General features: G+C 41.8%; 23 protein-coding genes. 1 reads left to right on the top strand and 22 read right to left on the bottom strand.

Annotated elements, in window-relative coordinates; all coding sequences use genetic code 11:
• Positions 1-55: 55 nt before the first annotated feature.
• From murA to ACTJKA_RS01100, 3 genes are all read right to left on the bottom strand, one after another.
• Positions 56-1363, bottom strand: a complete 1308-nt coding sequence (gene murA / locus ACTJKA_RS01110) for a UDP-N-acetylglucosamine 1-carboxyvinyltransferase (RefSeq protein WP_007497616.1) — start codon at positions 1361-1363, stop codon at positions 56-58.
• 32 nt (positions 1364-1395) lie between these two features.
• Complete coding sequence (locus ACTJKA_RS01105) at positions 1396-2130, bottom strand: YwmB family TATA-box binding protein (RefSeq protein ID WP_035389789.1); 735 nt, start codon at positions 2128-2130, stop codon at positions 1396-1398.
• Between the two features lie 128 nt (positions 2131-2258).
• Positions 2259-2489, bottom strand: coding sequence for a DUF1146 family protein (locus ACTJKA_RS01100; RefSeq protein ID WP_025208130.1), 231 nt, complete (start codon positions 2487-2489; stop codon positions 2259-2261).
• Between the two features lie 170 nt (positions 2490-2659).
• Between ACTJKA_RS01100 and ACTJKA_RS01095 the strand changes: the two genes are divergently transcribed.
• A complete protein-coding gene (locus ACTJKA_RS01095; protein ID WP_045033929.1) occupies positions 2660-3136 on the top strand; it encodes a hypothetical protein in 477 nt (158 codons plus the stop codon).
• A 42-nt stretch (positions 3137-3178) separates the two neighbouring features.
• Here the strand turns inward: ACTJKA_RS01095 and ACTJKA_RS01090 are convergent, their stop codons facing one another.
• The 19 genes from ACTJKA_RS01090 to ACTJKA_RS01000 form a co-directional block, all read right to left on the bottom strand.
• The gene (locus ACTJKA_RS01090) at positions 3179-3574 is read right to left on the bottom strand and encodes a F0F1 ATP synthase subunit epsilon (RefSeq protein WP_008343393.1); all 396 of its coding nucleotides are present in this window, start codon (positions 3572-3574) and stop codon (positions 3179-3181) included.
• A gap of 24 nt (positions 3575-3598) precedes the next feature.
• A complete protein-coding gene (atpD, locus tag ACTJKA_RS01085; RefSeq protein ID WP_008343395.1) occupies positions 3599-5020 on the bottom strand; it encodes a F0F1 ATP synthase subunit beta in 1422 nt (473 codons plus the stop codon).
• 24 nt (positions 5021-5044) lie between these two features.
• A complete protein-coding gene (locus tag ACTJKA_RS01080) occupies positions 5045-5911 on the bottom strand; it encodes a F0F1 ATP synthase subunit gamma (RefSeq protein WP_007497628.1) in 867 nt (288 codons plus the stop codon).
• An 88-nt stretch (positions 5912-5999) separates the two neighbouring features.
• Positions 6000-7508 (bottom strand): F0F1 ATP synthase subunit alpha, encoded by a 1509-nt coding sequence (gene atpA / locus ACTJKA_RS01075; protein ID WP_035389793.1) that lies wholly within the window; start codon positions 7506-7508, stop codon positions 6000-6002.
• Between the two features lie 16 nt (positions 7509-7524).
• A complete protein-coding gene (locus ACTJKA_RS01070) occupies positions 7525-8070 on the bottom strand; it encodes a F0F1 ATP synthase subunit delta (RefSeq protein WP_007497632.1) in 546 nt (181 codons plus the stop codon).
• Positions 8067-8579, bottom strand: coding sequence for a F0F1 ATP synthase subunit B (gene atpF, locus ACTJKA_RS01065; protein ID WP_007497634.1), 513 nt, complete (start codon positions 8577-8579; stop codon positions 8067-8069). Before atpF ends, ACTJKA_RS01070 begins: the two co-directional genes overlap by 4 nt.
• A 120-nt stretch (positions 8580-8699) precedes the next feature.
• On the bottom strand, positions 8700-8912 hold the full coding sequence (gene atpE / locus ACTJKA_RS01060; protein ID WP_003214968.1) for a F0F1 ATP synthase subunit C: 213 nt from the start codon (positions 8910-8912) through the stop codon (positions 8700-8702).
• A gap of 48 nt (positions 8913-8960) precedes the next feature.
• The gene (gene atpB / locus ACTJKA_RS01055; protein ID WP_007497637.1) at positions 8961-9695 is read right to left on the bottom strand and encodes a F0F1 ATP synthase subunit A; all 735 of its coding nucleotides are present in this window, start codon (positions 9693-9695) and stop codon (positions 8961-8963) included.
• 7 nt (positions 9696-9702) lie between these two features.
• Positions 9703-10086: an ATP synthase subunit I gene (locus ACTJKA_RS01050; protein ID WP_007497639.1), complete on the bottom strand. Its 384-nt coding sequence runs from the start codon at positions 10084-10086 to the stop codon at positions 9703-9705.
• Between the two features lie 498 nt (positions 10087-10584).
• Positions 10585-11214 carry a uracil phosphoribosyltransferase gene (gene upp / locus ACTJKA_RS01045; protein ID WP_003214553.1) on the bottom strand — a complete coding sequence of 210 codons (630 nt, stop codon included), beginning with the start codon at positions 11212-11214 and terminating at the stop codon, positions 10585-10587.
• A 147-nt stretch (positions 11215-11361) separates the two neighbouring features.
• Positions 11362-12609 carry a serine hydroxymethyltransferase gene (glyA, locus tag ACTJKA_RS01040; protein ID WP_024718755.1) on the bottom strand — a complete coding sequence of 416 codons (1248 nt, stop codon included), beginning with the start codon at positions 12607-12609 and terminating at the stop codon, positions 11362-11364.
• A 177-nt stretch (positions 12610-12786) separates the two neighbouring features.
• Positions 12787-13326 (bottom strand): TIGR01440 family protein, encoded by a 540-nt coding sequence (locus tag ACTJKA_RS01035; protein WP_322536071.1) that lies wholly within the window; start codon positions 13324-13326, stop codon positions 12787-12789.
• 12 nt (positions 13327-13338) lie between these two features.
• Positions 13339-13788 carry a ribose 5-phosphate isomerase B gene (gene rpiB / locus ACTJKA_RS01030; RefSeq protein WP_003214714.1) on the bottom strand — a complete coding sequence of 150 codons (450 nt, stop codon included), beginning with the start codon at positions 13786-13788 and terminating at the stop codon, positions 13339-13341.
• 141 nt (positions 13789-13929) lie between these two features.
• Positions 13930-14388, bottom strand: a complete 459-nt coding sequence (locus ACTJKA_RS01025; RefSeq protein WP_017360042.1) for a low molecular weight protein arginine phosphatase — start codon at positions 14386-14388, stop codon at positions 13930-13932.
• Positions 14389-14451: 63 nt separating this feature from the next.
• Entirely contained in the window at positions 14452-15006 is a 555-nt protein-coding gene (locus ACTJKA_RS01020) for a manganese efflux pump MntP (protein WP_025208133.1), read from the bottom strand.
• A 60-nt stretch (positions 15007-15066) separates the two neighbouring features.
• Positions 15067-16119 (bottom strand): L-threonylcarbamoyladenylate synthase, encoded by a 1053-nt coding sequence (locus ACTJKA_RS01015; protein WP_249476696.1) that lies wholly within the window; start codon positions 16117-16119, stop codon positions 15067-15069.
• A gap of 161 nt (positions 16120-16280) precedes the next feature.
• Positions 16281-16724: a GNAT family N-acetyltransferase gene (locus tag ACTJKA_RS01010; RefSeq protein WP_210552237.1), complete on the bottom strand. Its 444-nt coding sequence runs from the start codon at positions 16722-16724 to the stop codon at positions 16281-16283.
• A 63-nt stretch (positions 16725-16787) separates the two neighbouring features.
• Positions 16788-17438, bottom strand: coding sequence for a stage II sporulation protein R (spoIIR, locus tag ACTJKA_RS01005; protein ID WP_007497652.1), 651 nt, complete (start codon positions 17436-17438; stop codon positions 16788-16790).
• A gap of 162 nt (positions 17439-17600) precedes the next feature.
• Positions 17601-18080: a hypothetical protein gene (locus ACTJKA_RS01000; RefSeq protein ID WP_017360046.1), complete on the bottom strand. Its 480-nt coding sequence runs from the start codon at positions 18078-18080 to the stop codon at positions 17601-17603.
• Positions 18081-18096 lie beyond the last annotated feature (16 nt).

The raw sequence follows: 18096 nt of genomic DNA, 5'->3' as shown, positions 1-18096 counted from the left end.
TGATTCTAAAAAAAAAATCAGCATGCCCAAATGGACACACTGATTTCTTTTATGATTATGCGTTTAGATCTGATACAACTTGTTCTTGTGTCACATCTGCTGATTCATCATTTACTCTTTCAATGTCTGCACCGATTGCTGCTAGTTTTTGGTGGAAGTTCACATATCCACGGTCAATATGCTTCAATTCAGTGACACGTGTATGACCTTCTGCCACTAATCCAGCAAGTACAAGTGCTGCTCCTGCTCTTAAATCAGTCGCTGCCACTTCAGCACCTTGAAGTTGAACAGGTCCATTGATTATCACAGAGCGACCCTCAATTTTAATATCGCCATTCATGCGGCGGAATTCTTCAGCATGCATAAAACGATTTTCAAACACAGTTTCTGTGATCATGCTTGTTCCGTTCGCACGAAGCAATAGCGCCATCATCTGAGATTGCATATCCGTTGGGAAACCAGGATGCGGCATTGTTTTTAGATCGATTGGCTTGAGCTCAGATGGTCCAATGACTCTTAAACCTTCTTCTTCTTCAATGATCTGAATACCCATTTCTTCCATTTTCGCCACAAGTGAAGTCATGTGCTCAGGCACAGCGCCTTTTACAAGAACATTTCCTTCAGTAATGGCTGCTGCCACCATAAACGTACCAGCTTCAATTCGGTCAGGGATGATGTTGTGTTTTGCACCGTGAAGTGTTTCTACACCTTCGATTTTGATTGTACCAGTTCCAGCACCGCGAACCTTACCGCCCATGGCATTGATGTAGTTTGCCAAATCAACAATTTCAGGTTCTTTTGCTACGTTTTCTAAAATCGTCGTTCCTTCAGCCAATGCTGCTGCCATGATGATGTTTTCAGTTGCCCCTACACTTGGGAAATCCAAATAGATTTTTGCACCTTTTAAACGGCCATTTACTTCAGCCTCGATGAAACCATTACCTACTTGAATTTTAGCTCCCATTGCTTCAAAGCCTTTTAAATGCTGATCAATTGGTCTTGAACCAATCGCACAGCCACCAGGTAATGCAACTCTTGCATGACCTGTTCTAGCTAAAAGTGGTCCCATGACGAGCACAGATGCTCTCATTTTACGGACGTACTCAAACGGAGCCTCAGTTTCTAGTGCATGAGATGCATCTACTGATACTTCGTTATTTTCAAAATGTACTTCTGCTCCTAAATGACGTAACACTTCATTGATTGTATATACATCGGAGAGCGTAGGTACATCACAAATTACGCTTTTTTCTGTACTTGCTAACAAAGATGCAGCGATAACTGGTAAAACGGCATTTTTTGCGCCTTCTACTTTAACTGTGCCGTTTAACTTTTGACCGCCGCGGACGATGATTTTTTCCAAGGTCTTCCCCTCCGCGTCCCAAATTCTCTATATTAATATTCAGTCGTTACGATTGGTGTGCCAACCGTAATCGTATGATTTTCGTTCATTTCCGAACTTCTGATGGCAATTTGAACATTCATTTTATCATTTGAAGTCATAATGAACTGTTCCCACTTCTCTGTGTAAGCGGAAAGCGACACAAAATTAGACTCAACGAGATACTCAACAGGTTTTGCTTGAAATTCATTTGCTATCATTTCAGCTTTTTTTTGCAAAACAACATCCATCATACCATTTACATGACCATCGAGACAAGTAAAAATCACAAATTTTTCTTGTAATATGCTTTTTGCATGACGTACGAACTGATCATATGTATGCTCCCAGGTATTCAGTGGGCGAGCACCTTTTTGCTCATATAATAAATACGACTTTTGGTTTGATTTTGTGTCGGTCTTCACGAGTAAAATTTTAGATAATGTATCATTTTTTTCATCTTTGTAAATTCCTGTGACTTTGGTGACATGTTTCTCTTTTTTTTCGGTCCACTCATACTGTCGTAGTTCGTCTTTCAAACGTTTCACTTTTTTTGAAAATTGTTCGGATGAAATGTCTATATTTGTTTTGGCATGAAGCGTCCATCCACTTACTTCGATTTGCTGGTTTTTCATACCTTCTGCTATTTGGGCGAGCGTGGATGTTTCTTCCGCCCGAACACCTTGAATCATCAGAACAAAAAAAAGAATAAATGCAAATAATGGCCAACCTTTTAAACACTTTCTCACTTGTCATTCCCCCTTGCTACAAGTGTTGCCGCAAGGAGATCAATGCATACGTGGAAAAGTCATCAAAGGCCATATTTTTGACACTTCTTTTTACGTTCCCGCAGAAGGCAGTGACCAAACCTTTTATGTTAAAACATATAAGGGATTTGTCTGGAGAAATTTAAATAATCAAGGAAGAAATTGCTGACTGCCGATGCAATAGCAATCGTGATCAGCATCATGAGCAATCTAGCTTGAATAATTTTTCCCTTTTTAATCAGTGGATCGATATTCACCGCAAGCAATGCCCACCACGTAATGGCGATAAAAAATAGGTGGATCACAATACTGACAATTGCTTGTTGTCCTACGTCTTCCATACACTTGAATCCTCCTTTTATTGATTTCTGTAAAGGAAAACTCCCTTTCATTATATCCTCCAAAATCGGAAAGATGAATCATTTGGAAAAAAGAGCTACATTTAGAGTGAATCCCCTCTTATTCTGATGCGAAGGAGATGATATACTGCGGTGGAAGGAGCTGATCATATTTGAAAGATTCTTTTCCTGACTTTGTTGATTTGTACGGAGAACTGGTTCCCTCATTTGAACATGAATGGGAAGCCATTGCTTTCTACTTTGATTATAGACAGACACAGCTAGAAGAATTAGCACAATTGTGTCATTTTCATAACATTTCTTTGGATTACTCAGAGGAAAGCCTTTATCAGTTAGAGTCATTATACTTCGATGCCTTCCGTCAGCAGCTTTTTGCTGAGTGGAAAATGCCAATAGATGCATTAGAAGCGATGATGAGTGTGTATTTAGGAGAGGTTGTCATCCGTCATCATTCAGATGCTGACTGGGTCGTGCGGCCTTATATGGACTCTTCGCACCAATATACGCTTGGCTTACGCAGAAACAATAAAACATGGCATTGCAGTACGCAATTTTGCGAGCAGTTATATCTTGAAAAGCAAGCATCTCATCCGTATGTGTCGATGTATCAATCTCTCATGTCATCCTAAAAAAAATCCTTCTTATCACAGTGATAAGAAGGATTTTCTGTTTTATTTCCCTGCTACATTTAAACGGTTTAATGCCCGTTTTAATGCGAGTTCCGCCCTGCGTACATCACTTTCATTCGGGTGGTTCAAATGCTCTTCAGCACGCTGTTTCGCTGATTTTGCACGATCGACATCAACTTTGTCTGATGTTTCAGCAGCCTGAGCAAGAATGGTTACTTTTTCGGGGCGAACTTCAACAAATCCACCGCTTACTGCAACCAATTCAGTTGATCCACTATGTTTTAAGCGAACTGCACCGATTTTTAGCGGAGCAACCATTGGAACGTGGCCAGCTAAAATCCCAAGCTCACCGCTTTCTGCTCTTACACTGACCATTTCCACATCCGCTTCATACACTGGGCCGTCGGGAGTAACGATATTGACTTGAACGGTCTTCATGCTTTTACCCTCCTAAGGACCAGATTAGGCCTCTACACCCATCTCTTTGGCTTTTTCAACCACTTCTTCAATGCGGCCGACTAAGCGGAATGCATCTTCTGGAAGGTGATCGTATTTACCAGATAAGATTTCCTTGAAGCCTTTAACAGTTTCTTGCAATGGCACATAAGAACCTTTTTGGCCAGTGAACTGTTCTGCTACGTGGAAGTTTTGAGATAGGAAGAATTGAACACGACGAGCTCTGTGTACCACAAGCTTATCGTCCTCAGATAATTCATCCATACCTAAAATGGCAATGATATCTTGCAATTCTTTATAACGTTGCAATGTTTGCTGAACTTCACGCGCGATCGCATAATGCTCTTCGCCAACAATCTCAGGTGCAAGGGCACGAGATGTTGAAGCAAGTGGATCTACCGCTGGGTAAATCCCCATCTCTGTCAACTTACGCTCAAGGTTTGTCGTTGCATCAAGGTGAGCGAACGTTGTAGCTGGAGCTGGATCTGTATAGTCATCCGCAGGTACATAGATCGCTTGAATCGATGTAACCGATCCTACGTTTGTAGACGTGATACGCTCTTGAAGCTGACCCATTTCTGTTGCAAGAGTTGGCTGATAACCTACCGCTGAAGGCATACGTCCAAGAAGGGCTGATACTTCAGAACCTGCTTGTGTAAAACGATAGATGTTATCGATGAAGAACAATACGTCTTGACCTTGTTCATCACGGAAATGCTCTGCCATTGTCAAACCAGTTAGAGCTACACGCATACGTGCACCTGGTGGCTCGTTCATTTGGCCGAAGACCATCGCTGTTTTTTCGATAACGCCAGAATCTTTCATTTCGTAGTAAAGGTCATTTCCTTCACGTGTACGCTCTCCAACACCAGCGAATACAGAAATACCGCCGTGTTCTTGTGCGATGTTGTTGATCAATTCTTGAATCAGAACGGTTTTACCAACACCGGCTCCACCGAATAGACCGATCTTTCCACCTTTGATGTAAGGAGCAAGAAGGTCAACAACTTTGATACCTGTTTCAAGAATTTCAACTTCTGTAGAAAGTTGATCAAAAGAAGGCGCTTGTCTGTGGATTGGGTCTCTTTGCGCTTCCACACCAAGTGGCTCATCTAAGTCAATGTTATCTCCCAGTACGTTGAATACACGTCCAAGTGTTACGTTACCAACTGGTACTGAAATTGGTTTTCCAAGGTCTACAGCTTCCATACCGCGCTTCACACCGTCTGTTGATGCCATTGCGATGGTTCTCACTGTATCATCACCTAAATGTAGTGCTACTTCTAAAGTTAAGTCGATATCAACTTCACTTTCGCTTTCCGCTTTATGCGAAACTTTGATCGCATTATAAATCTCAGGCAAGTGACCGTCTTCAAAACGAACGTCTACGACTGGTCCCATGATCTGACTGATGCGTCCTGTTTTCATTGCATTCCCTCCTGACAATTATTTCTATTCTAAGGCAGCTGCTCCGCCGACAATTTCTGTAATCTCTTGTGTAATCGCTGCTTGACGAGCACGGTTGTAAGAGAGTGTCAGGCTGTCGATCAATTCTTTTGCGTTGTCTGTTGCACTCTTCATTGCTGTCATCCTTGCAGCATGTTCACTTGCTTTGCTGTCAAGAAGCGCACCGAAAATCAAACTCTCTGCATATTGAGGAAGGAGAACTTCAAGAATTTCTTCTTCAGAAGGCTCAAACTCATAAGATGCGGAACGTTTATTTGGTGTCGCTGCGGCCGAAAGGTCCGTTAGCGGCAATAATTTTTTCTCTGTTACTTCTTGTGAAATGGCACTGACGAAATGGTTATAGAACATGTAAAGCTCATCAAACGCTTCATCAGAGAACATTTGCACTGTACTGCTTGCTAATTCTTTAATATCAGCAAACGCTACTTCGTCTCCAAGCCCTGTTACTTCAGAAATAACTGGAATACCACGCTTTTTGAAGAAGTCGCGTCCGATTTTACCAATCACAATCACCGCATATTCATCAGCAGATTGATGACGAGATTGAATGGCTTGGTAAGCGGCACGTAAAATCGAGCTGTTAAAAGGTCCTGCAAGTCCTCGATCAGATGTAATGACGAGATACCCTGTTTTCTTAACAGGTCTTGAAAGAAGCATTGGGTGCTTAGCACTTGTTCCAGTTGCGATTGCCGCAACGACTTCTTGGATTTTCTCCATGTATGGAACAAAGGACTTCGCATTATTTTCAGCACGATTCAGTTTCGCAGCTGATACCATTTGCATCGCTTTTGTGATCTGACTCGATTTTTTTGTTGACGTGATCCTTGACTTAATATCGCGTAATGAGGCCAAAGATTTCACCACCTTTTTTCAGGAATCCGTGTTCATTTACGTGAAAAGAGAGAAAAAGAGAATCTTTTTCTCTCGGAAAGATTACTAATTAGTTGCTTGGTGCAAACGTACGTTTAAAGCCTTCGATCGCTGTTTTCCACTCTTCATCAGCAGGCATGTTTCCTGTTTGAGAGATTGTGTCAAACAAGTCTTTATGGTTTTCTTCAATGTACATGAATAACTCAGCTTCAAAGCGTTTGACATCAGCAATCGCTACATCATCTAAGTATCCTCTTGTCAGTGCATAAAGAATCGCTACTTGTTTTTCAACTTTCAGCGGTTTGTTCAAGTCTTGTTTTAAGACCTCAACTGTTCTAGCACCACGGTTTAATTTGGCTTGAGTCGCTTGGTCTAGATCAGATCCAAACTGAGCGAATGCTTCAAGCTCACGATAAGAAGCAAGATCCAGACGAAGTGTACCTGCTACCTTTTTCATCGCTTTGATTTGTGCAGAACCACCTACACGAGATACAGACAATCCTGCGTTTACCGCTGGACGTACGCCTGAGAAGAAGAGATCAGATTGTAAGAAGATCTGTCCATCTGTGATTGAGATAACGTTTGTTGGGATATATGCAGAGATATCACCAGCTTGCGTTTCTACGAAAGGCAATGCTGTGATAGAACCGCCACCCTTTTCATCACTAAGCTTCGCTGCACGCTCTAATAAACGAGAGTGAAGATAGAAAACATCACCAGGGAATGCTTCACGGCCTGGAGGACGACGAAGCAATAATGAAAGCTCACGGTAAGCTGCCGCTTGTTTAGAAAGGTCATCATACACAACAAGCACATGCTTGCCGTTATACATGAATTCCTCACCCATCGTTACACCTGCATAAGGAGCAAGGTAAAGAAGTGGAGCTGGCTGTGATGCAGAAGCTGTGACAACGATTGTGTAGTCAAGCGCACCATGCTTACGAAGTGTTTCAACAACACCACGAACAGTTGATTCTTTTTGTCCGATCGCTACATAGATACAGATCATGTCTTGATCTTTTTGGTTAAGGATCGTATCGATTGCAACAGATGTTTTACCTGTTTGACGATCCCCAATGATCAATTCACGCTGTCCGCGTCCGATTGGAATCAAGGCATCAATTGCTTTAATTCCCGTTTGAAGCGGCTCATGTACCGATTTACGATCCATAACGCCTGGTGCTTCACTTTCGATTGGACGTGTTTTGCTTGTTAAAATTGGACCTAGTCCATCAACAGGCTGACCAAGTGGGTTCACAATACGTCCGATTAACTCTTCTCCTACTGGAACCTCCATGATACGACCTGTACGTTTTACGTCGTCACCTTCACGGATATCTTTGTAAGGTCCTAAGATTACGATACCTACGTTAGACTCCTCAAGGTTTTGAGCCATACCCATTACACCGTTAGAGAACTCAACAAGCTCTCCTGCCATAATGTTGTCAAGGCCATGTACACGCGCGATACCGTCCCCTACTTGAATGACTGTACCGACATCTTTTACTTCAATTTCAGATTGATAGTTTTGGATTTGCTGCTTTATCAGCGCGCTAATCTCTTCAGCTTTGATACTCACTAAGGTTTCACCCCTTCTAACGATTTTCGCCTGCAAGCTGACGTTCAATGCGGGAAAGCTTTCCGCTGACACTGCCGTCATAAATGCGGTTTCCGATACGGATTTTCACTCCGCCTATTAGATCCTTGTCAATCACGTTTTCAACACGCAGTGATGTGACTCCGGCTTTTTTGGCAAATACTTCAGATAAAGATTGAATTTCAGCTCCGCTGAGCGGTTTAACTGAATACACGATCGCATCGTCTATTTGTTTCGTACGGTTTGCAAGTTTCACAAACTCAGACGCCATTTCAGGAAAAATATTCGTGCGCCCGCGGTCAATCAGTAAATACATTGTGTGCAAAACATATGTCGAAACACCTTTGAAAGCTTCTGCAATCAGATGTTTCTTTTTGTCTGCCGTAATCTTCGGATGAACAAGAAAGTCATTTAATTCTTGGTCAGCCTTCAGAACTTTTTTGATCTCATTCAGCTCTTTTTCAGTTTCGTCTACTGCCGAAGAAGCAAGAACGATGTCAAAAAGAGCAGAAGCGTAACGCTTAGAGACAATAGTCACGCTCATCGGCTTTCGCCTGCCTCTTTAAGATACTCTTGAATCAATTTCTCTTGTGCCTGCTCATCAAGTTCTTTTTCAATCACTTTAGAAGCAATTAATACAGATAGTGATGCAACTTGCTCACGCAGTGCAGCCACAGCTTGTTCTTTTTCTTTCACGATTTCAGTTCTAGCAGACTCTTTCAAGCGCTCTGATTCTTGACGCGCTGCTTGAATGATATCTTCTTTTTGTTTCTCACCAATCTTTTTCGCATTTTCGATGAGTGTATGTGATTCTTCGCGTGCTTCTTTTAATAAGACACGTTGTTCTTCAAGAAGCTTTTCAGCTTGAACGTGCTTTTCTTCAGCACTTGAAATTTCATTTCCTATATAATCTTCACGCTGTTTCATAATCCCTAATAAAGGCTTAAGCGCAAATTTCTTTAAAAGTGCAAGCAGGATGAGCATAGCGATCAGCTGGAATATGATATCTCCGGTGTTTAGACCTGCTCCTAAAACTACTGGTAACTGAGACATTTAGTACGGCAACTCCCTTCTTTAAATAATATGTTAAGAAACAAAACATAAAGGAATGGCGAAGTTTCGAACTAATCTGATCTTCGCCATTAAAATTCATATTAGAACGCTTCTCACATATTAACCAAAGAATGCCAAGAATGCGATAACGACAGCGATAATTGGAAGTGCCTCAACTAAAGCTACCCCGATGAACATAAGTGTTCTTAGTTCTCTACCAGCCTCTGGCTGACGAGCGATTCCTTCAACTGTTTTAGATACGATTAGACCGTTACCAATACCTGCTCCTAGTGCTCCTAAACCGATTGCAATTGCTGCTGCTATTAAATTCATTAAAAAGCTCCTCCTTTAAAATAACGTCCATTTTGGACTCTCAATTTTTTAGTGTTCGTCGCTGACTTTATGGGAGATATACACCATTGTCAGCATGGTGAAGATAAATGCCTGGATGGTTCCGACAAACAAACTGAATGCCTGCCATACAATCATCGGCACGATGGCACCTAATGTACCAATGATACCTAGTGCAAGGTTTTGCGAATAGAAATTAGTCGCAAGTCCTGCAAGTAAACCAAGAAGAATCTCTCCAGCGAAAATATTTCCATAAAGACGCAAACCAAGTGTTAATGTGTTTGCAAATTCTTCAATAATTTTCAGCGGTACTAAGAGTGGGATTGGTCTAAAGTAGTCTTTTGTATATTCCTTGACTCCTTTTGCTTTAACACCATAGTAGTGTGTCAATCCCATGACCATAACCGCTAGTGTCATTGTGATTGCAGGATCAGCAGTTGGTGATTTCCACCATAAGTTGTGATCGACCGTAATCGAGAATGGCAGTCCAAGCATGTTTGAAACAAATATGTACATGAGTAATGTAACGCCAAGCGCTAGAAATGGGGCTCCTGTTTTCATGTCCATCGAACTACCTATGATATTTCGAACAAAATCAACAATCCATTCCATGAAGTTCTGCGCCTTTGTCGGACGAATAGCCAGAACACGAGTAGTCAGCACCGCTATGAGAAGAACGATGATACTAGCAATCGTAATCATGAGAACATTGGATAAGTTGAACGTTAACCCTAAAAATTCTGTAGTTTTTGAACTGTGACCCAAAGAGTATTCACCTCTCTTCCATAGTAGAACGTTTAAGTTGAATGAAGGAATCTATCATAATGACAGGATATATTGTCATTAATCCTATAACAACACCTGCCAGATGAACTTCGTTAGGGTAACGCCAAGCAATCGCTACTGCGAGAATTGCGTTGGCCCACCTGGCTGTACTTCCCATTGAACGAATAGATTTTCCTTTTTTAACTGCTCGATCAAAAGCATGCATTCTCCGAATAAGCAGGAATAAATTAAAGAAAGCAAAAATTGTGCCGATAATGAAACCAAGAAACAGTGGTTTAAAACCAGGCATGGCATAGCCAAACACAAAAATTGCCAATAAATAGAACATATATTTACTCTGTCTGCGGAAAATGACGTTTGGATCGTTCATTCATCTGACTCCCGATGAAAAATATTGTAAAAAAGGTGATAAATGGTGATGAAAACTGCGTAGAAGACGCTTATAATAAGCCGTCCTGTTTGAAAAAAATCAATCACCCATCGGTCTAATTGTGCAATCAGACTTGAAATCTTTAGATCTATGGGATTCTGCTTCATTCGCTGATACAAACCCTGATTATTAAAGGGTTCACAATGAGGATTAGTAGAGTGCTATAGGCTATGAAAACCTTACCATAATACCCTCGTTTAGCATACAATAGCGTCTATGATGTGTCAATCCGTTGAAAGTTAAAAAACTTTTCTATAATGAGAGAGCACACAAAATGTTCACAATTTCATCAAACTTTAGGAGAGTTGTGACATTCATGCAAAAAAACTGCTAATGTTCAGTATACATTGATTTTTCTAAGAACGATATCAACCGTTTGTCATATTTTTCAAAAAAGCCCACATGCACGTTTGCATGTGGGCTTTTCATGAATCATTCTTATTTTGTTCCATACATACGGTCACCAGCATCACCAAGACCTGGGATGATGTAACCTTTTTCGTTTAACTTCTCATCTAATGCCGCAATGTAGATATCAACATCTGGATGATGTTTTTGCATTTCTTCTACACCTTCTGGCGCAGCAATCAGACACATGAAGCGGATGTTTTTCGCACCGCGTTTTTTCAAACTGTTTAATGCTTCTACTGCTGATCCGCCCGTTGCAAGCATTGGGTCTACTACGATAAATTCACGCTCTTCCACATCAGATGGAAGCTTCACATAATATTCAACAGGCTTTAATGTCTTCGGATCACGGTATAAACCGACATGTCCCACTTTGGCAGCTGGAATGAGTTTCAAAATCCCGTCTACCATTCCAAGACCTGCTCTTAAAATCGGCACAACTCCGAGTTTTTTACCTGAGATCACGTTTGATTTAGCGACTTGTACAGGTGTTTCTACATCTACCTCTTCAAGCGGTAAGTCTCTTGTGATTTCAAATGCCATTAATGTTGCGACTTCATCCACTAGCTCTCTAAATTCTTTTGTTCCTGTATGAACGTCACGAATATATGTAAGTTTGTGCTGAATAAGCGGGTGATCAAATACATAAACCTTTGCCATTGCTTGCTACAACTCCTTTTCTGTCATCTTCCGGTGAACTTTGCACACTTCCTACAATTCTACATAAAAAGACATCATCTTTCAATATGATTCGCAAATCCTACAAAAAAAACCCACATGCCAAAAATAGGCAAATGGGTCTGCATCTTAATAATCTAATTCTTGATATAGAGGGAAACGAGCTGTCAGATCAGATACACGCTTTTTCGCCTCTTCTAATTTCGCTTCATCTTCATGATGTTTCAGCGCAAGCGCAATGATGGAACCGACTTCTTTCATCGCTTCTTGATCGAAGCCACGGCTTGTCACTGCTGCTGTACCTACACGTACACCACTTGTAACAAATGGTTTCTCTGGATCATAAGGAATCGCATTTTTGTTCACTGTGATACCAATTTCATCAAGAACGTTTTCTGCAATTTTTCCTGTAATGCCAAGAGAGCGCAAGTCGATGAGAACAAGATGGTTATCTGTTCCACCAGATACAAGCTGAATATCCTCAGATAAAAGTGTTTCAGCTAGTTGTTTTGCGTTATCAATCACGTTTTGTGCATATGTTTTGAAATCTCCGTTCAATACTTCACCGAAAGAAACAGCTTTTGCAGAGATCACATGCATGAGTGGTCCACCTTGAATACCAGGGAAGATCGATTTGTCGATCTTTTTACCAAACTCTTCACGGCATAGAATCATTCCGCCGCGAGGTCCGCGCAATGTTTTGTGAGTTGTCGTTGTCACAAAATCAGCGTAAGGAACTGGATTTGGATGAAGACCTGCTGCAACAAGACCCGCGATGTGAGCCATGTCCACCATAAAGTAAGCACCGACTTCATCGGCAATTTCACGGAACTTTTTGAAATCAATTTGACGTGGGTAAGCACTTGCACCCGCTACGATTAGTTTCGGCTTATGCTCACGTGCTTTTTCAAGTACATCTTGGTAGTCGATATGTTGTGTTTCTTTATCTACACCGTATTCTACAAAGTTGTACTGTACGCCGCTAAAGTTTACAGGGCTTCCATGTGTTAAATGCCCGCCATGTGATAAGTTCATGCCTAGCACTGTATCGCCATGCTCAAGGATTGTAAAGTATACGGCCATATTCGCTTGAGCTCCTGAGTGAGGCTGTACGTTCACATACTCAGCGCCAAAAATTTCTTTTGCGCGGTCACGTGCGATATCTTCTACAACGTCTACATGTTCACAGCCGCCATAGTAGCGTTTACCAGGGTAACCTTCTGCATATTTGTTTGTTAAGACAGAGCCCTGCGCTTCCATGACTGCTTCGCTTACGAAGTTTTCTGATGCAATTAATTCGATTTTGTCCTGCTGGCGTTTCCGCTCTAGTTGAATTGCTTTGAATACTTGTGCGTCTTGCTCAGGTAAATGTTTCATCAGCGAAATCCTCTCCAATCTATTTCCATTCGATGTTTTCACCATCTCATTGTACACGGTTTTTGAGTAAAATGTAAAAGTTTTTTTTGGAAAATCGACTTCTTTTTTATGAAAACCCGAATATTCAAGGGGCGAAGCGTCTTCATCATTCAACATTATATTAGAAATATATCCGAACTATGATCTTGTATAAACGGCTCGTTCTCCGCCAATCAGCTTTGGACGAGTTTTTGCAAACGTCACATGTGCTTGTCCTAATTGATGACGGCTGAGACGGACCGGTACGGCTACCCGCTTTAAGTGCATGCCGATGAATGTATCACCGATATCAATCCCTGCATGTGCTGAAATGGATTCAACCAGCACAGGGTGTTCCATTTGCTGATACGCATGCGCCGCCATAGAACCACCCGCTTGACGGACAGGTACCGCCGCTACAATTTCTAAGTTAAGCCGGTACGCCACCTCTTCTTCCACAACGAGGGCACGATTCAAATGCTCGCAGCATTGGAAGGCCAATTCGATTCCTGTTTCACGTCTCAGTTGATCGAGCTCTTGAAAAATAGCTTCAGCAATTTGCTCACTTCCCGCTGTCCCAATCTGCTCGCCAGCCACTTCTGACGTACTGCAGCCAATCACTAAAATGTGGCCAGCTCGCAGTTCAACTGTTTGATGAAACTCTTTTAACATTTCAAGCCAATCTTGACCAATGTTCATGTTAAGCGCTCCTTACAGGTGCTTTTCTTCGTAATCAGCGATTTTACCAATCCGCACAGCATGACGTCCTGCAGTAAATTCTGTTGTCAGCCAAATGTGGGCAATCTCTCTTGCCAATCCTGGTCCAATGACTCGTTCTCCCATCGCAAGAACATTTGTATCGTTATGTTCTCTCGTCGCCTTTGCACTGAATGTATCATGCGCCAGTGCACAGCGGATGCCTTTCACTTTGTTTGCTGAAATGCTCATACCGATACCTGTCCCGCAAATCAAAATGCCGCGATCAACTTCTCCGTTTGCCACCATATTGGCTACAGGAAAAGCATAGTCAGGGTAGTCTACAGAACCTGATCCACATTCACAACCCATATCAATGTATTCAATCTTTAATTCATCCATTAGTTGTTTGATTTCTTCACGAATATTCGTTCCGCCGTGATCGGATGCAATGGCTACTTTCATCGGGCAATTCCTCCTAAGGGTGAGTTAATCTGTCATGTCTTACATTCATTCTTTATTTACAGTTATATTTTAACCTCTGCCTAGTCATTTGCAAACAAAAGCAGAAAAACCGTTTGCGCAACGGTTTTACAAGTTGTCCATTTATGAGGATTTGTGATCCTGTTTAAGCTTTTTAGCAAGTTGATACAATAGCGTTTCTAATTCATCTCGTGTCTCCTGATAAATGGAGAGACTCCCTCCAAATGGATCCGACACGTCACCTTCTGATCCTGTCGCAAATTCTTTTAGAGTGAAGACCTTGTCTTTCACATGAGCATATTGCTCCACAATCAACTGTTTATGCTGAATCGTCATGGTGAAGACATAATCTGCTTCATGAAGAAGTTCTTCTGTTAGTTTAGACGACGAGTGATTCAGTGGAATGCTTTTCTCAAATAATGCTTCGACTGCTTGAGGAGAAGCCTTCCCTGCATCAGAGGCGAAGATGCCCGCTGATTTTACAGTGACCTGTAAGCCTTTTTCATCTGCAATGGAGGAAAAAAGGGCTTGAGCCATCGGACTTCTGCAAGTATTTCCCGTACAAACAAATAAGATATTCATCTTTCGACCTCCTTTTCTTCTATTATATAGCATTTCATTCTACATGTTATGTAAGGAGACTGGCTAGAGCGGAAATAATAATTTGATTCCAAAGGCTAGTAAAATCAATCCGCCAAGCGCCCCGCTGTATGAACCTACCCATGACCGAACCTGTTTACCGAGTAATAATCCAAGCCATGTGAGCATCATACTAAAAAAGCCAAACAATAAAATGGTCATCAACACCCGAGAACCGTAAATCCCCAGGCTTAAGCCAACGGAAAAACTATCTAAACTCACACTTGTTGCAAAAAGAACGAGACCGGCCCCAACAGGTGCGATAAATGGCTTATCTTCTTTTCGGATAGAAGCGATGATCATTTGCAGACCCAGCACCAAAAGCAGCGCCCCGCCAATATAGGTTGCTAGGAGCCCAAGCCAGCCAGATAAAAGCTGACCTGTCAGCATGCCAAAAAGAGGCATAAACATATGAAATATCCCAATGACAAGTCCAATATAAAGGATCTGGCGGAACCTCAGCTGAATCATCCCCATGCCGAGTCCAACCGAAAAGGCATCCATTCCAAGTGCAAAAGCCATGATACTGAGTGTCAGCAATTCGCCAGCTAGTTCATTCATGTAAATCCCCCTTGGACACGCATTCTCCTTTAACCTATGTTTGTCCAAGAGAGGTTAGAACTATTTGAATGAAGAGAGAGTGCGCCCTCCTGCCGCTTTTTGCAGACGGTTCATGATCGCAGAACCAACTCCCTGCTCTGAGAAGGCTTCTGAAATGATCAAGTCTACATCCGTTTCATCAAATTGTCTCAGCACACGATATAAGTTTGCCGCAACCGTTTCAGGCTTTTCTCTCCATCCACAGCTAAAGATAACATCTGCCGCAAACCATTCCTTCTTTTCTTCTGTCGTCAGCACACCTACTTTTAGCCCTTCAGCTCGGTACTTCTGAATGTGCAGCTGCATGTCTTCATCACTTCCATGAAATATATACATTTGTGCTTCAGGTGCATAATGTGTGTATTTCATTCCCGGCGATACAGGCGCCTCATCCTTTTTCGTCAGCCCTGGATCTATGTTGACTGTTCCTACGACCTCTTCTAACGCTTCTTTTGTAATACCGCCCGGCCTTAAGATCACTGGAATCTCGTCTATACAGGATACAACCGTTGACTCCACACCAATACCTGTTGAACCACCATCGACAATGCCAGCAATTTTCCCATCAAGATCACTCGCGACATGATCCGCAAGTGTCGGCGACGGTTTTCCCGAACGGTTGGCACTTGGCGCGGCAATTGGCAGACCAGCTGCTCGGATGAGTTCAAGCGCAACAGGATGATTAGGCATTCTTACGCCTACTGTAGATAAATCTGCCGTCACCTGCTTTGATAATGTGCCCGGCTTACAAGGTAGAACAATGGTGAGAGCGCCTGGCCAAAAGGCATCCATCAGCGCTGTTACTTTTTCATTTTCTATTTGCGCAAATTCATGAAGCTGTTGAACGTCCGCAATGTGAACAATCAACGGATTATCACTTGGGCGTCCTTTCGCTTCATAAATTTTTTTCACAGCCTCTGTCTCTTTTGCATTTGCCCCTAGTCCATAAACCGTTTCTGTCGGAAAAGCGACCACTTCATTTTTCCGCAACAACAGAGCTGCTTGTTCAATTTGTGGATAGTATGTGGATAAATCCTTTTTTAAATCCACAGACCACCTTTTTGTATTTAACATCATACAAACTCCTTTTAAAAAAGATAAAACTGTTGATATATCTCAATTATCCTTTTGAAAGTATAAAAGATGATGCTAAATAAAACAAGCGTTGTCCACAATTTGTGGATAACGCTTGTTTTAAAGTGGATAAGTATGTGAATAAGTCCGGTGTTTTGTGATTAACTAGCTGTTTTTTGCAGCACAACCGCCTGCTCTTTTCCCAACGACTCTTTAGCATGCGCAGATACCCACACACTTTCTGGGATTTCCTCTAGAGGCGTAAAGCCCATCAGCGCTAAAAAATCATGCGAGGAGGAGTGATTGGCTACAACATAAAAGGTGTCCACACCTTGTTTTTCCCCTAGCGTTTGAACACTTTGGAACAAAGAAACGATATGCCCTTGGCCGAGTTTATCTGATATCACAAGTGATCTTAGCAATCCTTCTTGTTCATTTAGTCGTTCAAGACCTAAACAGCCTGCAAGCTCACCGTCTGCATCTTCCATGACCACAAATGACGTACGCTCTGCAATCGTCACCCCGCCTTTTGCTTGGCCTTTTTCAAGAAAAGCATTAATGGCCGGGGCATCTTCTTCTGTCGCTATTCTTAATTGATAATACATGCTTTCACCTCTTTTTGTTCTCTTACTTCAACTCTATGAGGCAAAAGCAGATTTAGACCTTTTTTAAGAGAAAAGACTAGAGACCCATTCGAACAGAAAGAATTTCACTTCACCCGTCTCTTCTTCTTTTACCACTTCATTGACAGATTCATTTGATGGCTCTGCGGCTACCTGCTCTTTATCATCTCCTTCTGGTGAGGCGATCGCTTCTCCGTTTGAAAAATCGATAAAGCAGAGCGGTGGGAATAACACACACCACCAATTGGCTCCGTCTCCTTCCCCTAACGTAATCAAAATGGCTTCATATTTCCCAGCAGGATAAACAAAGTTGCCATATAGCTTTGTTGGAAATGAGGCTTTTTGAAAGCTGACCGATACGGATTGATCAATGTGTTGTTCCTTTAATTTTGCTTTGGCAATACGATTGATGTCTGGAAGCTTTGAACGAATCACACGTCTAGCTTCTTCAATGGATGTGAGGTCTTTCACCCACTCCGTTATATTGGCATTGACCTCATCTCGAATACTTCGTTTCACATCTTGATCTGCCGACCGGTCACTGTTGGCTAAAATGCGTAAACGAATGGCTTCATCTGGAATCACAACAGGCTGATTGGCAGAAGCAGCCGCCGTCTCCTCTTTTCCAAGGTTTGCAAAAGCACCACATAATAATAGAAACATATAAAGACAAATCATCATTTTACTTTTGAACATAATGTGTTCCCCCCACTTTTTCTCTTCGCTACAAACATTGTGTCCAGGAAACGCATCTCGTAAACAGCAAAAATGATTTTTTTAATAGATTATGAGTAAAAAACAACTACATGAGGTGAGCGAATCAATGTTTTTTTGCATGCAAAAAAGCCATTCAACAACTTATGAACGGCTTTTTAGTGAGGATTGGTAATCGGAAGGGTACAGTCTCCCATCCCAATCTCGGCTGATTTTTAATCCCGAATCTGTTTTGATCACTGTCATTGCACCTTTTTTCTCAATTTCCTTTTTGACCTTTCCTTTATGGTCAATAAATTGAATGATCATTTCATAGTCAAATTCAATCCTGTCATCGCTTTCATCTGAAGGTGTAAACGTAATTTTTTTCAGTTTAATTTGACAATCTTGATCTTTTGCTGCTTCTAATACACTTGGAAACATGCTGTCTTGTGTATATTCTTGATATTCATGCTCGGTTAAATAATCCTTCAACTTCTCCTTCATGTCAGATAGGTCATCCGTTCGATTCACTGTGTATTGTGCTTTTTTATAGTTTTCCCCAAATGCTGCTGCTTCTTTTTTAAAGCTCGGTTTACCGCAAGCACTCACAATCAATAGTACACTGACGATGACCAACACCATCGCATACCTTCTGTTC

Origin of the sequence: Bacillus sp. 22190, assembly GCF_052045575.1 — a bacterium.
Taxonomy (GTDB): Bacteria; Bacillota; Bacilli; order Bacillales; family Bacillaceae; genus Bacillus; species Bacillus altitudinis.
The sequence above is the reverse complement of the archived record's forward strand: the minus strand, read 5'-3'. Positions and strand labels throughout refer to the sequence as shown.